The following is a 14,694-nucleotide window of genomic DNA, read 5'->3' on the forward strand; positions in this document are numbered from 1 at the left end:
CTTCGCGCATGCTCACTCCTGCGCGACAGTGGCCCCGGCCAACGTCGCGTACCACGGGCCCGTGGTGAAACCGGGTCCGGTTTCCTCGCCGAGGTAGAGATCCACGTGCCGGTCACCGCCGAAGCCCGGGGTGAACTCGTCGACGACCACCCAGCGCGCGTCGAGCAGGCGTGCGCACACCTCGCCCGCCGGAAGACGGCCGCAGTCCCGAAGCCGGAACGCCGTCCCCCTGGCGAGCACTCCCGGATCAGCGGCAGCCGAGACGAACGGGCGCAGCGCGTCACCGGCCGCGTCCCGGGGCTCGGAGTCCAGCCAATAGCCGACGTTGTGGGACCAGTTGAGATACCCGCCCGCTTCGAGGCGGCCGGTTCCCTCCTCGCGCACCGCCGCGACGAAGCCCGCCGGATGCCGCCCCAGATCGGCGTCGCCGAAAGCACAGTCGCGGTCCGGGCAGCCCCGGACGCCGACCGGGGGTTCGTCGTGGAACTCCTCGACGGCGGTGTAGTAGACGGTCGCCGTCCAGCCTGTCGATTCCTCCACCCCGCAACCGGCGAGGGAGCACACCAGGAGCACCGCGGCGAGCAGGCGACCTCGCCGGGTCACGCCACTCCGGCGGAGACGGTCTCGTCCTCGTTCAGCCGCTCGGTTTTGGTCCAGCTGTTGCGGCGGGCCAGCACGCGGAACAGCGCGCGCCAGGTGGCGATCACGCCGAGCACCAGGAATCCCGGATAGAGAAGGCCAGCGAGCAGGCAGCGGTGGAACGGTTCCTCACCGAGCCGCAGCCGGTGCACGATCGCCCACACCACACCGGGGACCAGCAACACGATCACGCCGATCAACGCCGCGCCCGGCAACGCCGACGGCGGCGCGATCAGCCCGCCCAAGGTGACGCCCGACCACGAAGCGACGAGCGTGCCCACGAACAACAGCGAAATCACCAAGGACAACGGCACCGTCAACCAAGGCGTCACGAGATAGGCGAGGAAGTCCAAGAGACCGATACTGCCGACGTGACGCGAGGCCAGCAATTCCCGCAAATGCCTTGCGCACTGCAAATTGCCCTGCGCCCACCGAGTACGTTGCCGCAGCAGCCTGCGCAGATCGACGAGACCCTGCTGCGTCACCCACGCCGATTTCACGTACCTCATCCGAATACCGGCGACATGCAGCCTCAGCCCGAGTTCGAGGTCCTCCACCAGACAGTCCGACCAAGGGGCCGGATCGAAACGGCGCAGCACGCCGAGTCTCGTGAATTGCCCGTTCCCGCCCATTCCGACACTGCCCGCGAGATCGCGCAGGCTTTGCGACGCGTCGGCGACCGCCCCGAACTCCAAATCTTGCAACAGGGCCAGAATGCTGCGCCGATTGTGAATACGCACCCGGCATTGCACGGCGCCGATTCCACGGTCGCCGAACACGTCGGCCACCTCACGCAGCATTCCCGGGCTGCCCCGGCCGTCCCCGTCGATGATGCCGACGATCGTCCGCGGCACGCTTCCCTCGGCCTGGCACAACCGGCGGATGTAGCGGTAGCCGGCGTTCAGCGCCTCCCCCTTGCCTTGCCGGGCCAGCGGGAGATCACGGCGCAGGACGTGCAGACGCCGGTCGGTCACTTCGCGGAGGACTCCCGGCGTACCGTCGTCCGACCCGTCGTCGATGACCAGGACACGGACCGGATTCCGCGTCGTGCCAAGCGAAAGCGCGGTGCGGACGGTGTTTCCGACCACCCGCTCCTCGTTGAGCGCCGGGATCACGATCCAGAACTCCATCCCTTCCCCGCGCGCGGCCACCGACCGGCGCGGGCGACCTGTGCGCCACGCGAACGCCGCGAGCAGGATGTTGTGCGCCGGCCACCACAGGAGCAACAGCATCATGGTCGCGGCGAAGGCGGGGTTCGTCATGGGCGGGTGGTTCAGTCCTTCAAGCGAAGATGTAGCGAACGCGCCATGAGCAGCAGGGCGATCGCGCCGATCACCATGGCGAGCACGGTGCTCACCGTCGCGCCCGCCATCGTCGCGCCGATTCCGAGCGCGGAAACCTTGACCGGGCCCACCGGCACCATCGACATGTCTTTTCCTCCGGACAGCGGGCCGCCCCAAACATCTACTCATAGTTTTCAGACCGTGAGCCTCGGGTCACCCTGTGAAGCGGGATTCAGCCTTTCGGGTGGGTACACTACCCCGTCTGTGTTAACGTTTGCGGGCGGCGATCCCCCGTAAAGGTGCATCAGTTAGTGATCCTCGCCTCACCTACCACTCCTTCGTGACTTCAACGACGAATTCACGCCGTACCAAGCGCGAACCCGGAAGAAGGACCAGGTGCGTAACGCACAGAACGAAACCGCCGGCGTGCCCGAAATCTGGCTGGTCGCGGGAACCCGCCCGGAAGCCGTGAAACTGGCCCCGGTGGCCAGGGCTTTGATTTCCGAAGGCCGGATGCGGCCCGTGGTCGTGGCCACAGGCCAGCATCCCGAAATGGTCGACCAGGCCTTGGCGACCTTCGGCTTGACGGCGGATGAACGGCTGACACTGAACCGACGAACGGGGTCCCAACCGGAACTCCTTTCCGGACTCCTCCTGGGTTTGGAAGAAATAGCCGGGCGACGCCCGCCCGCCGCCGTGGTCGTCCAGGGCGACACGACGACGACGCTGGCCGGGGCGCTGTCGGCGTTCTGGCGGCGTGTTCCCGTCGTGCACCTCGAGGCGGGGCTCCGCTCGTTCGACCTGGGAGCGCCGTTCCCCGAGGAGCTCAACCGGAAACTGGTGACCCAGGCGGCCGCGCTCCATCTCGCCCCCACTCCCGACGCCGCCGCGAACCTCCTGGCCGAAGGGGTGCCCGAGGAGAACGTGCTCGTCGCGGGCAACACCGTCGTCGACGCGATCCTCACGGTGACGGACAAATCCACCACGGTGCACGATCCCGAATTGGCGACGCTGCTCGAGAACGCGACCCGCGGCGTGGTCAAACTGATGCTGGTCACCCTGCACCGCCGCGAATCCTGGGGCGAGCCGATGCGCCGGGTCCTGCGCGCGGTGGCCGAGTTGATGGCCTCGGATCCGGAACTGCGGGTGGTGCTTCCCGCGCATCCGAACCCTCAGGTACGCACCCTGGTCCGCGAGGAACTGGCCACGACGCCGGGCGTGCTGATCACCGGGTCGCTGCCCTACCCCGAACTGGCGGCGACCCTCGCGGCCAGCACGCTGGTGCTCTCCGATTCGGGCGGTATCCAGGAAGAGGCCCCGACCTTCGGCGTCCCGGTCCTGGTGCTCCGTGACGTCACCGAGCGCATGGAAGCCGTGAACGCCGGTTGCGCGCTGCTCGTCGGCACCGACCGCGAGAAGATCGTCTCCACCGCCACGCGACTGCTGAACGACCCGGCGGCACGCACGCGGATGATGAGCAGCGGCAACCCCTTCGGCGACGGCGCCGCCGCCGAACGGACCGAGCAGGCACTCGCGCATCTGCTGGGGCTGACCGCAGATCTGCCCGCCCCGTTCCGGCCCGCCTCCGCGAGCGATCTGGCCGAGGTCTGACCCGATGACGAAGGACAAGGGCACGCAGCGCTTTCGCCTGCCCGCTTGGTTCCGGCTCGCCGTCGTGGCGGTCGTCGCGGTCACGGTCGCCGTGGTCGTCCTGGTCCAGGTCACCAAGAAGACCCCGGTCACGGCGTCGCCGCCCGCAACGCCGGTTTCGCTCTCCGGTCGCGTTCCCGAGGCGGGCAAGGCGGGACTGCCGGGCCCCGGCGGCGACCCGGACCGGCGGACCCTCGTGCTCTACGACGACGGGCGGAAGAAGGACGGAACCACTTCCCCGCCCGACGAGGTCAAAACGGCCGAGGCGTACGCGATGTTCACCGCGAACCTCGTTTCCCGTGGCACCGCTTGGAAACTGCAGCCCGCCGCCGACTACCGGCCGCGCCAGGCGGACGAGTTCCAGGCCATCGTGTACCTCGGCTCGATCTACGACGCGTCGCTGCCGAAGGCGTTCCTGACCGACGTCACGGCGACCCGGATCCCCGTGGTCTGGATCGGCGCCAACATCTGGCAACTGCACGCCAGTTCCGGCAAGGCGGCCGGTGGTCCCGGCTGGCGCGCGGAAGGATACCGCGACGACAACCCCACCACCGTCACCTACAAGGGCACTCCCCTGCGCCGCGATCCGCGTTCGGGCACCGGGGTCGTCGCGATCGACGTCCGTGACCGGACGAAGGTCCAGATCCTGGCCGAAGCGAGCGCGCCGGGAGGCACGCCGTCACCCTGGGCGGTCCATTCAGGACAGTTGACGTACCTGGCCGAAGTTCCTTACGCCTACGCCGAAGCACAGGACCGCTACCTCGCCGCGGCCGACATCCTGCTGGGCGTCCTGTCGCCGCGGGCGCCGGACCGACACCGCGCACTGGTCCGGCTCGAAGACGTCGGCCCGCGGACGAAGCCCGAGGAACTCCGGCGGATCACGGACTTCTTGATCCAGCAGCAGGTCCCGTTCTCCCTCGCGGTCTATCCGTACTACTCGGATCCGCAGGGCCGGGCCAACAACGGCGACCCGACCTCCGCGCGACTGGTGGACTCGCCGGAACTGGTCGGCGTGCTCAAGGACGCCGTCCAGGCGGGCGCGACGCTGATCATGCACGGCTACAGCCACCAGAGCGACAGCGGCCCGAACCCGTACGACGGGGTGAGCGCGAGCGATTTCGAGTTCTACAAGGCCGGCGTCGACGGCGAAGGCGTCGTCCACATGGACGGGCCGATGCCCGAGGACTCGGCGCAGTGGTTCGACCAGCGCATCGCGACCGGCCTCGGGGAATTCCGGCGGGTGGGCCTCCCGGAGCCGACGATGTTCGAGTTCCCGCACTACGGCGGTTCCGCCGTGGACTACCAGCAGACCACCGCGCTCTTCCAAGGACGCTACGACCGCGGCAGCTACTACGCGGGCTTCTGCCCCGGCGGCCGCTGCGGCTCGACGGCCACGGCGACGTCGGAACAGGTGTACGGCCAGTTCTTCCCGTATCCGGTACGCGACGTCTACGGCGCGAACGTCGTCCCCGAGAACATCGGCAACGTGGCACCCATCGCGTTCAACCAGCACGCCGCCCGCACCGCCGTCGACATGCTCGCCGACGCCCAGAGCGCGCTCGTCGTCCGTGACAACGTGGCGAGCTTCTTCTACCACCCGTTCCTCGGCGAGGGCGGCCTGCGGGACCTGGTGAACTCGTTGCGGGCGCTGGGGTACCGCTTCGTCACACCGGCGGAGATCCTCGACGGCTGAGCGGGTCACCCTGACGCACGTTTCCTGGCCGTGAAGGCCTCCTTGCCTACCCTGAAGGTAGCGAAGGAGGCCTTCGCTACCTCACGATGGCCGCACCTGGGCTCCCCCGTGTGTCATGAAAGGGGCTTTCAAGACGAATTTCGTCCTGAAAGCCCCTTTCATGACACCGGCCCCAGGCTGGCAAAGCTCGCGAAGGAGGCCTTCGCTACTTGACGGAGATCCTCGACGGCTGAGCATAGGATCGGGCCATGCTCGAGAACCTGCTCACGCCGGAGACCAGGACCGATCCGTACCCGTTCTACCGTCAGGTCTTCGGCCGCGGACCGGTGTTCGAGGCCGCCGACCGGTTCTTCGTGGTGAGCGGGTTCGAGGAGGCCTCCGCGCTGCTGAAGAACCCCGCGTTCGGGCATTCGGAGCCGGAGGTGCTGCCGGATCCGCACGAAAACGAGCCGGTGGACGACGAGGGCCGCGTGATCCGGTCGTTCCTCGGGCTCGATCCGCCCGATCACACGCGGCTGCGCCGGCTGGTCTCCAAGGCCTTCACGCCGAGGATGGTCGAGCAACTCGCCCCGCGAGTCGAAGAACTGGCGAAAGAACTGGTCTCGAAAGCGCTCGAAATGGGCGAATTCGACCTGATGACCGAGATCGCGAAGCCGCTGCCGGTCGTCGTCATCAGCGAGATGCTCGGCGTGCCCCTCGCCGATCGCGACCGGTTCGAGGGCTGGTCGCACGCGATGGGGCGCGCGCTCGACCCGTCCTTCCTGATCGCGAAGGAGACCGTCGCCGCGGCCGTCGCCGCCCGCCGCGAGTTCGTCGCCTATTTCCGCGAACTGGCGAAGGACCGGCGGAAGCGGCCGACCGGCGACCTGTTCTCCGACCTGGTGTCGGTGTCCGACGAGGGCGACAGGCTCAGCGAGGGCGAGCTGGTGATCACCGCGATGCTCCTGCTGGTCGCCGGGCACGAAACGACGACCAACCTGATCGGCAACGGGATCCTCGCGCTGCTGAACCACCCGGAGCAGCTCCGGAAGCTGGCCGAGGACCGGTCGAAGATCCCGAACGCGGTCGAGGAGATGCTCCGGTACGACTCCCCCGTCCAGCTGACCACCCGCATCGCCTTGCGGGACGCGACCGTCGGCGACCGGTTCGTCGGCGAAGGCGCCCAGACGGTCGTTCTGCTGGGAGCGGCCAACCGTGACCCTCGCGCGCACGAGGACCCGGACCGCTTCGACGTCGACAGGCCCTCGCCGAGGCATCTCGCGCTGGGACAGGGCATCCACTTCTGCCTCGGCGCCCCGTTGGCACGGCTGGAAGGGCGGACGGTGTTCGAAGCGCTGCTCGGCGCGGGCCGCGCCTTCCACCGGACCTCCGAGCCTGCCTGGGTGAAGCAGGTGACGTTGCGCGGCCTCTCCGGCCTGCGGCTCGAGTTCGCCTGAGGGGGCGGAAAGTCCGGTTCTCGACCTTCGACGGTTGCCGTCCGCCACCGGACTGCAACATGCTGTGCGCCCGACCCGGTCCCGGTGGGGGTGCCCTATGTACCAGGAAACCAAGGAGCCCAGCGCACGGCGAGCGGTGCCGGACGCGGTCAGGTCCGGCCCCTTCCACCGCGCGCTTTCCGAGGCGGTGGATCACCGCGGCCTTTCCCTGTCCCGGATCCGGGCGCATCTGGCGGCACGCGGGGTTTCCGTGGCCGAATCGACCTTGAGCTACTGGCAGCGCGGACTCCGGCATCCGTCGACGCCGCGGTCGCTCGACATCGTCCGCGCGCTCGAAGCGGTGCTGGGCCTGCCCGCGGACAGCCTGGTCGTCCTGATCGGCCCGCAGCGGCGGTCTCCCGGCGAAGGCGACCGCAGGCCGTCGTTGCCGGAACTACGGCAGAGCTGGGCCGAAACCTGCTCGCTGCTGGACGAACTGAGCGAGTCACCCGGTGCGGCGGGAAACGCGAAGGTCGACGTCGTGACCGTCGTCGACGTGCTGACCATGACGGTGGAAGGCCGGATCGTGGAGATCACCTCGACGATGGTCGTCCGGGCGCGGGAAACCGGAGCGGACGGCTTCGTGGTGACCCACCAGGACGAACCCGGCACCGACATGGAGGCCACGTCCGTCGTCGCCGTCGACGGTTGTCGACGAGGCAGAGTGCGAAGAAGCACCTCATCACCGGGAATGGTCTTTGAGCTCCTCTTCGACCGGGGCTTGGCCGAAGGGGAAACGCACACCTTCGCCTTCACGTTGCACCTGGCCGAGTCCGTCCGTTCGACCTGTTTTCACCGGACAGTGCGCTCTCGCATGTCCGCCTACCTTCTCCGGATGCGGTTCGACGCCGGAGCGATCCCGGCCCGCTGCGTCAAAACCGTCCGCGAGCGCGAAGAACTTCCTCCCGTGGTCAGCGAACCGTTGTTCTGCGGTCCGGGAGCCACGGTCAGCGCGTATTTCGAAGACCTCGGCGTCGGGATCGCCGGAATCGACCTCATCTGGGAGTGAGCCGGCGCTTGCGCCACACCAAGAACACCGCGAGGGCGAGCACGGCCACTCCCCCGGCGATCGATCCGGCCAGAATCGCGACGGGCACACCGTCGTCGACGGGCTGCGGGCCGGCCGGGGCGAAGCCGATTCCTTGATTGCGCTGATAGTCCGAGCCCGGCATCTTGTCGCCGTAACGGTCGTGCACCTTCCGCTGGTAGTCGGGAAGCGAGAGGGGCTTTCCCACCTCAGACTGGGGAAGGCTCGCCCGCAGGAGTACGACGTCGTCCGCGCCGAGGTCGTACCAGCCGTCGATCTGAGGCTCGTTGAGCAGGACCGAACCGGGCCGAAGCCGGGCGCTGAAGGTCTCTTCGTCGTTCCCGGAGAACGCGCCGGCCGCGACCCACTTTCCCGGGCCGTCCGGCATCGCCTGCAGAGTCGCCTTCTGGCCGGAGTCGGCGGTGGCCGTCACGGCGACGGAACTCAAAGCACCGGCCGGGGCTCCGGCGGTGCCGCGGACGAAATCGGGATTGAGCGTGTAGACCGCCACGCCGCGCTCGCTGACCGTGATCCGCTGCGGCTCGATGTGGTCGACCTGCCGGAAGTTCGATTTCGCGAGACCGATCGCGCCCGGCTCACCGGCGACGCGCACAGCGGCGGCGAGATCGTCGGCCGAGGGCGGGACGACTCCTTCGCTCGCCGCGGCGGGCGACGTGACCGGCAAGAGTGCCGCGACGGCCAACACGAGACAACCGGAGAACTTCCGGCAGATCCTGTTCATGACCGCGTCTCAGCCCTTCCGGATGTTGACGATGGTGTCGTTCCAGCGGAACTGGCCGTTGCTGCGGTACTGGTTGTAGTTCCAGGTCTTGTACCGCGGGGAAGACGCCCACGGGTCACCGACCATGATGGACTGGCTCGTGGTGTCGTAGCCGTAGATCACCTGGGCGTGGCCGCCGCCCGAAGTCCAGTAGATCCCCGTCAGGTTCAGGATCCCGGAGTCGACCTGGCTGACGACCGAGGTGAAACCGATGGGGCCACCGGCGTCCTGCGCGGAGAAGCCGGTACCGCGGAACCCGCGGATGATCTCGGAGATCTGTGCCGCCTGGTTCGGGCAGTACCCCGCCTGCGTTCCCTTGCCCGCCGCGCAGAACTGGGCCTGCGTGGCGCTTCCGCCCATCGAGCGTTCGATGCTCGAACCGTCCGCGGCCCAGCACCACTGGTTGTACTGCTGCACCTGTTGGGTGTAGTTCAACTGCTTGGAGGCCGCGGTCGAGGCGACCGTCATCGCCGTGCCCGCGACCGGGGCGATCTCGCGCACCTGGGTGTGGGTCTCGGTCTTGATCAGGCCGCTGGGCCGGTCACCGTCCCCGCCGGGCTGTGCGAGGGCGGCGGCGGGCACCATGCTCAACGCGAAGACCGCGGCACCGGTCGCCAGCACGGCCCGGGTCACCCGCCGACTCGATAAGCTCTTCACAGATGTCTCCTTTGACATGGGGATGGGGAGAGGCGCACCAAAGGTGGCCGCCGGCCGGATGAGGTGCTCCCGGCCGAGATCACCGTGCGCCGCGGCGCCCCCGGGGACAACGCCCTCGCACGACGGCGAGGAAACGCTGTGATCGTTCACAGGAAGCGCGACGTCGGGACGGCAGGAAAGCGCGGGTCCACGGCCTCACGACGCGCGGACACGCGCAAGATTCACTGTCCGTTCACAAGAGCTGTGAATCCGCCACCAAAGGTTCAGGGACGCGGGGTCGCGAGCGTCGTGGGGCGGGTCCGACCTCGCAAGGTGACGTCCTCCGTCGCCTTCCACTGTGCGGCCTCGGCCTCGGCCGCCGACTCGATCGCCGCCCACGAAGCGAGCAACCGGGCTTCGACGTTCTTCGCCAGTTCCGTGAGCCGGGCGGCTTCGTTGACCGGATCGCCGATCACCGTGTACTCGAACCGCCGCGGGTCGCCGACGTTCCCGGCGACCACCTCGCCCGTCGCCACGCCGATCCCGGCCGGGCATTCCGGCACCTCCGCCGCCAGCCTGCGCCCGATCGCGCGGGCCGCGGACAGCGCGAGGGTCGCGTGGTCGTCCAGCCGCACCGGTGCGCCGAAGATCGCGAGCGCGGCGTCACCGACGAACTTGTTGACCAGCCCGTGGTTGCGGTCGACCTCGTCGACCACCACCGCGAAGAACCGGTTGAGCAGGCCCACGACCTCCTCGGGCGGACGGCTCGCGGCCAGCGCGGTCGAGCCGATCAGGTCGACGAACAGCACCGACACCGTCCGCACCGTGCCGCCGAGTTCGGCGGACGTGCGCATCGCCTCGATCGCGACGTCCTCGCCGACGTGCCTGCCGAACAGGTCCCGCAAACGTTCGCGTTCGGCGAGACCGACGGCCATCCCGTTGAAACCCGCCTGCAGCAGACCGAGTTCGGTGCCGTCGTAGACCGGGATCTCCACGGCGAAGTCCCCGGCCCGCACGCGGCCCAGCGCGTGCTGCACCGACCGGATCGGGTTCACCACGGCGCGGGCGGTGAACACCGTCACCAGCAGGCCGAAGCACAGCACCACCAGGCCGAGGGCGACGACCGAGACCGCGAGCTTCGTGGTCGACACGTCGCCGCGCACCCACGCCAGCACCGCCGTGACCACCAGCCCGGCGACCGGCACGCCGGTGCCGAGGCACCAGAACAGCAGCATCCGCAGGTTGACCCCACCGCTGAGAGGCCGCTCGGGCGAGGTGCCCGCCAAGGCAAGGGCCACGTACGGCCGGAGGATGAACTCCCCTGCCAGATAAGCGATCGCGCAGACGACCACGCCCGCGAACGCGACGACGAGCAGTTCGGTCAGCGCGACCCGCGGCTGCACCAGCGCGGCCAGCACGCCGAACACCACGGTCGCGATGCCCCACAACACCGCTTGGACCAAGGTCAGGCGCAACGGGACGCGGAGGCAGGCGGCGCGCTCCGCGTCGGTCGGCGTCCGGCCGTCCGCCGCCCAGCGCAACGTCCGCAGCGCGCCGCGGGTGCCCCACATCGCCCCCACGACGACGGCGGAGACCACATAGACGGGGACAGCGATCGCGGTGACCCGGACGAGTTCGCCGGACATGCCGGGTGAGGGCATCAGCAGCGCCGCCAGGCCGACCACGACCAGCGCGCCGATGACGTTGGTCGCGATCAGCGTCCCGGTGAGCAGTCCCTGGACGCGACGGCGCAACACGGCCGCGTCCTGATCGAGCGGACCGAGCAGCCAGGAGCCGAACGGCCCTTGCCCGCGGTCCCGAACAGAGGAGTCCTTGACTGGTCGCACCCCGTACCCGCCGTTCACCCGGTTTGAGTGAACGACTGTACACCGAAACCCGCCACCCCTCGCGTTTAGTCCTCTTGATGCGGTGGTTGCGCCGGCAACTACCGCATCAAGAGGACTAAACGCGAGGTCAGCGGACGGTGCCGGAGCCGATCAGCGTGGTGACGTCGAGCTCGGTCACGCCCTCGTCGCGCAGGGAGTCGAGATACCGCTCGCGCACCTGCTCGACGACACCGGGTTCGAGATCGGAGAGAAGGCCCCGGAAGCCGGAGCCGATGATGACCAGCCACGCCACTTCCGGCGTCATGGTCAGCCGCAGTTCGTTGACCACGACGTCCACATCGGACAGACCACGCGCGGAAAGCCACTCGGCGTAGCTCCCGGCCTGGTTGATCCGGTCGATCAACCCGGGCTCGCGCTCCGGCGGCGGCGCGGAATCGGTCACCGCGGCCATCGCCCGGCCGACGTACCGGCCCGCCGTCACCATGGATCCGCCGCGCCAGATGGTGAACACGGCCCGCCCGCCGGGCCGGACCCGGCCGATCAGCCGCTCGGTGCCGTCCGTCATGTCGGGAAAGAAGAAAATGCCGAGCGCGGTCAGCACCGCGTCGTAGCCGCCGGTTTCCCACGCCGTCGCGTCGGCTTGGTGCGCGCGAAGCTGCGGCAGGTCCGCCGACAACCGGCGCAACTCGCCGATCATCGGACCGGAGAGGTCGAGCGCGTCCACCACTCCCCCGGCGCCGACCACCCGCGCCGCCGGGATCGCGGACGCGCCTGTCCCGCAACAGGCGTCGAGGACACGGGCTCCGGGGCCGAGTCCGGCGGCCGCCACCGTGGCCGCGCCGATCGGCTCCCAGAGATAGCGCCCCAACGCGGCGAAGTCGGCCGCCGCTTCGTCGAAGGCACGCTGCGTGCCGACCTTGCGAGTGGACATGCCGCGACGATATCCGTTTTCGCACCCTCCGGGTCTCGTTACCTACGACGGACGGAGGCCGCGAGAACGCCCATCCAGCGGGCGAACCGCGGACCGCTCCCGCCCTACCGTGGTCGGATGAGGAAAACACTGCTCGCGCTGCTCGGCGCGGCCGCCGTCCTGGTCACGATCGCCACCCCCGCTTCCGCGAGCACGCAGGAGACCAGGGAGTTCGTCGGGCACGGGTCGAGCGACTTCGGCCTCGAACTCATCTACGCCCGACAAGACGCCAGGAACCAGGCGACTTGGGCCGGTTTCACCGACTGCGTGGAGTACGACAAGATCCTCTTCCCCTACAACGCGACGGTCTTCTGGCGCTGCACCCGCTGAGATCCGGGACCAATCCGGCGCGCACCCGGCTCCGAAAGCCGGACATGGACCAAGGAGACCTCGCCCCGGACTTCACCCTGCCCGACGACACCGGCCAGGACCGCACACTGTCGGACTTCCTGTCCACCGGCCCGGTCGTGCTGTTCTTCTACCCCGCCGCGATGACCGGTGGCTGCACCGCCGAGAGCTGCCACTTCCGCGACCTCGCCGCGGAATTCGCCGACGTCGGCGCCCACCGCGTCGGGATCAGCCCGGACGGCGTCACCAAACAGCGCGAATTCTCCACCCTGCACGGTTTCGACTACCCGCTTCTGTCCGATGTGGAGGGTGCCGTCGCCAAGCAGTTCGGCGTCTGGCGCAGGTTCAGCCCGCTGCACGCCAAACGGCGCACCTTCGTGATCGACACCGACCGCAAGGTCCTCGCGGTGATCAAGAGCGAGCTGAAGTTCGACGTCCACGCCGACAAGGCGCTCGCGGCCCTGCGCGAACGGAAGACCGCCGCCTAGCCCCGCGCGGCGATGAGCGAAAGCGCGGCGGTGCCGTCGAAAAGCGCTCGCGAGCGGGCCGTGATCGCGGCATCCCGGACGGCGAGCGCGGAGGCGACGTCCTCCAGTCGCCGGGATCGCCGCAGCTCCGGCATCAGCGCGCGAAGGGGTGCGACGCGGTATCCGGCGAGCCGCAACTGGTGCACGATCCGCGCGTCCCGCACCTGGGACGGCGTGTACCGCCGCGTCCCCCGCTGATCGCGGCCGGGGACGACGAGTCGCTCCGCGTCCCAGTGCCGCAGCGTCGACGGACGCAGGCCGAGCGCCGACGCGAGTTCGGAGACACCCATCGAGTCCGACCCGCGCACGTCTTCGATCGGTTCGCGGGAGATCACCCGGACGGCTTCCGCGGCCTCCCTCAGATCCGCGCGTTCGGCGTCGAGCCGGGCATGGGCCGCGTCGAGGAGCGCGAGCACCTCGGCGAGTGGGTCGCGGTGCAGCGCGAGGACGATCTTCTTGGCCTCGACCGGCCCCACCCCGGCGGCGAGCGCGCGATAGGCCAGCGCGGACCGGAGATGGACCTCCCCGTAGCTCCGGTATCCCGCGGCCGTCCGCGTCGCCGCCGGGAGCACGCCGTCGCGTTCGAGGTTGCGCACCTGCTGGACGGAGTACCCCGCCCGCCGCGCGACCTCCGCGGTGCGCATCCCCGGCGATTTGAGACTTGACACCTTCACTCCGTCGAAAACGTCGTCGAACCCTCCATAAGCACTTTAATGTGACGCTTGAGCACATGACCATCGAAGAGATCATCAGCCTCGTGTCGGACCTCGACGGCGTCCTGGCCCTCACGCCGGTGCCCGGCGACGACTGGCCGGAGCTCAGCTGGGGCGACGCGTTCTTCTACTACTCACCCGACGGCGTCGTCCCCACGAACGTCCAGCCCTTCGCGACGGTCGTGACCAAGAACTACCCCGGCGACGAGACCTCGCGCCTGGACCGGCCGGACACCTTCCGCGTGAACATCCACGCCGGGAAGGAGGAGTTCGCCCGGCTGCTCGGCCGCGCCCCCCGGGATGCGGCCGGAACCGACGTCGACCCCGCCGTCACCGACACCGTGATCGCCCATCCCGTGTACGGAACCGCGGGCTGGCTGGCGGTGGTGAACCCGGCGTCCCGGACCGAGGAGGTCACTCGCGAACTGCTCGGCACCGCCTATCAGCGAGCGCGGGCGCGGTACGAGCGGCGAGCGGACTCCCCCCGCGTTTAGAGGACTGAACGCGACCGCAACGACGCGTCCAGCGTCCGCAGCAACTCCCCTGCCCGGCGGCCGCCGCCCGGGGCGTCCGGGTAGCGCTTCAGGACGTCCACGACGACAGAATCGGCGAGAGCGGCAAACTTCTCGACGTACCCGGCGCCGACGGAGGGATCATCACCGGCTTCAAGTTCCCAGGCGCGCGCCGCGTTCGCGGCGGCTCCCAGGATGTGCGGGACCTGGGTCGCTTTCGCCAGCGGATGTAGATATGCGGACGCTCCCGCGTGGCCGGCGGCCCGGGCCGCTTCGAACGCGGCTTCACGACCGCTTTCCCTGGCGGCCCGAGCCGCCCGGTGCGCGTCCAGCGAGGTCACCCGCAACGCCTTCGTCCGCCTGCCCCCGGCCGCGAACCGGCGTGCCTCGTCGAGCACGGCCCGCGGACGCGGATCCTCCGGGCACTCGCGCTCGAAGATCGCCAGGGCAGGCTCCGCGCAGGCCACGGAGAAGGCCGTGACGGCACGCAGTTCCGCCAGGTCGAGGTCGATCGTGAGGTTCTGTTCCGCCGCTGTCATTCACTCGACTGTATCGTTGAATCGCCGGTTGGCACTTCGCAGCGACGATGGCAG

General features: G+C 69.3%; 16 protein-coding genes. 7 read left to right on the top strand and 9 right to left on the bottom strand.

What is annotated here, in order from left to right; translation table 11 throughout:
* Positions 1 to 12: 12 nt before the first annotated feature.
* Genes ACZ5IK_RS33595 through ACZ5IK_RS33605 form a run of 3 tightly spaced genes read right to left on the bottom strand, consistent with a single transcriptional unit; the run spans position 13 to position 2,068 of the window.
* Positions 13 to 603, bottom strand: a complete 591-nt coding sequence (locus tag ACZ5IK_RS33595; protein WP_465491394.1) for an RlpA-like double-psi beta-barrel domain-containing protein — start codon at positions 601 to 603, stop codon at positions 13 to 15.
* Positions 600 to 1,901, bottom strand: coding sequence for a glycosyltransferase family 2 protein (locus tag ACZ5IK_RS33600; RefSeq protein ID WP_465491395.1), 1,302 nt, complete (start codon positions 1,899 to 1,901; stop codon positions 600 to 602). Before ACZ5IK_RS33600 ends, ACZ5IK_RS33595 begins: the two co-directional genes overlap by 4 nt.
* An 11-nt stretch (positions 1,902 to 1,912) precedes the next feature.
* Complete coding sequence (locus ACZ5IK_RS33605) at positions 1,913 to 2,068, bottom strand: hypothetical protein (protein ID WP_168214352.1); 156 nt, start codon at positions 2,066 to 2,068, stop codon at positions 1,913 to 1,915.
* A gap of 250 nt (positions 2,069 to 2,318) precedes the next feature.
* Here ACZ5IK_RS33605 and wecB point away from each other — a divergent pair, with 250 nt between their 5' ends.
* The 4 genes from wecB to ACZ5IK_RS33625 all read left to right on the top strand — a co-directional run bounded on the left by wecB (position 2,319) and on the right by ACZ5IK_RS33625 (position 7,749).
* Positions 2,319 to 3,533 carry a non-hydrolyzing UDP-N-acetylglucosamine 2-epimerase gene (gene wecB / locus ACZ5IK_RS33610; RefSeq protein ID WP_465491396.1) on the top strand — a complete coding sequence of 405 codons (1,215 nt, stop codon included), beginning with the start codon at positions 2,319 to 2,321 and terminating at the stop codon, positions 3,531 to 3,533.
* A gap of 4 nt (positions 3,534 to 3,537) precedes the next feature.
* Positions 3,538 to 5,265, top strand: coding sequence for a DUF2334 domain-containing protein (locus ACZ5IK_RS33615; protein ID WP_465491397.1), 1,728 nt, complete (start codon positions 3,538 to 3,540; stop codon positions 5,263 to 5,265).
* A gap of 248 nt (positions 5,266 to 5,513) precedes the next feature.
* On the top strand, positions 5,514 to 6,701 hold the full coding sequence (locus ACZ5IK_RS33620; RefSeq protein ID WP_465491398.1) for a cytochrome P450: 1,188 nt from the start codon (positions 5,514 to 5,516) through the stop codon (positions 6,699 to 6,701).
* A gap of 97 nt (positions 6,702 to 6,798) precedes the next feature.
* Positions 6,799 to 7,749 (top strand): XRE family transcriptional regulator, encoded by a 951-nt coding sequence (locus ACZ5IK_RS33625; RefSeq protein WP_101608977.1) that lies wholly within the window; start codon positions 6,799 to 6,801, stop codon positions 7,747 to 7,749.
* Here the strand turns inward: ACZ5IK_RS33625 and ACZ5IK_RS33630 are convergent.
* The 4 genes from ACZ5IK_RS33630 to ACZ5IK_RS33645 form a co-directional block, all read right to left on the bottom strand.
* The gene (locus ACZ5IK_RS33630) at positions 7,736 to 8,509 is read right to left on the bottom strand and encodes a hypothetical protein (protein WP_465491399.1); all 774 of its coding nucleotides are present in this window, start codon (positions 8,507 to 8,509) and stop codon (positions 7,736 to 7,738) included. The genes ACZ5IK_RS33625 and ACZ5IK_RS33630 overlap by 14 nt on opposite strands.
* Before the next feature lie 9 nt (positions 8,510 to 8,518).
* Positions 8,519 to 9,133: a papain-like cysteine protease family protein gene (locus ACZ5IK_RS33635; protein WP_465491428.1), complete on the bottom strand. Its 615-nt coding sequence runs from the start codon at positions 9,131 to 9,133 to the stop codon at positions 8,519 to 8,521.
* A 335-nt stretch (positions 9,134 to 9,468) separates the two neighbouring features.
* On the bottom strand, positions 9,469 to 11,031 hold the full coding sequence (locus tag ACZ5IK_RS33640; protein ID WP_465491400.1) for an adenylate/guanylate cyclase domain-containing protein: 1,563 nt from the start codon (positions 11,029 to 11,031) through the stop codon (positions 9,469 to 9,471).
* Between the two features lie 127 nt (positions 11,032 to 11,158).
* Entirely contained in the window at positions 11,159 to 11,962 is an 804-nt protein-coding gene (locus tag ACZ5IK_RS33645) for a class I SAM-dependent methyltransferase (protein WP_465491401.1), read from the bottom strand.
* 117 nt (positions 11,963 to 12,079) lie between these two features.
* Between ACZ5IK_RS33645 and ACZ5IK_RS33650 the strand changes: the two genes are divergently transcribed.
* Positions 12,080 to 12,331 carry a hypothetical protein gene (locus tag ACZ5IK_RS33650; protein WP_465491402.1) on the top strand — a complete coding sequence of 84 codons (252 nt, stop codon included), beginning with the start codon at positions 12,080 to 12,082 and terminating at the stop codon, positions 12,329 to 12,331.
* A gap of 44 nt (positions 12,332 to 12,375) precedes the next feature.
* Positions 12,376 to 12,837, top strand: a complete 462-nt coding sequence (locus ACZ5IK_RS33655) for a peroxiredoxin (RefSeq protein ID WP_465491403.1) — start codon at positions 12,376 to 12,378, stop codon at positions 12,835 to 12,837.
* Here the strand turns inward: ACZ5IK_RS33655 and ACZ5IK_RS33660 are convergent.
* A complete protein-coding gene (locus ACZ5IK_RS33660) occupies positions 12,834 to 13,544 on the bottom strand; it encodes a MerR family transcriptional regulator (protein ID WP_465491404.1) in 711 nt (236 codons plus the stop codon). The two genes, ACZ5IK_RS33655 and ACZ5IK_RS33660, sit on opposite strands and share 4 nt — an antisense overlap.
* Positions 13,545 to 13,606: 62 nt before the next feature.
* On the opposite strand from ACZ5IK_RS33660, the gene ACZ5IK_RS33665 reads away from it, so the two are divergent.
* Positions 13,607 to 14,083, top strand: coding sequence for a DUF6194 family protein (locus ACZ5IK_RS33665; protein WP_465491405.1), 477 nt, complete (start codon positions 13,607 to 13,609; stop codon positions 14,081 to 14,083).
* On the opposite strand, the gene ACZ5IK_RS33670 is transcribed toward ACZ5IK_RS33665, so the two are convergent.
* On the bottom strand, positions 14,080 to 14,640 hold the full coding sequence (locus tag ACZ5IK_RS33670; RefSeq protein WP_465491406.1) for a putative immunity protein: 561 nt from the start codon (positions 14,638 to 14,640) through the stop codon (positions 14,080 to 14,082). The two genes, ACZ5IK_RS33665 and ACZ5IK_RS33670, sit on opposite strands and share 4 nt — an antisense overlap.
* Positions 14,641 to 14,694 lie beyond the last annotated feature (54 nt).

Source organism: Amycolatopsis sp. NPDC031561 (assembly GCF_055580625.1).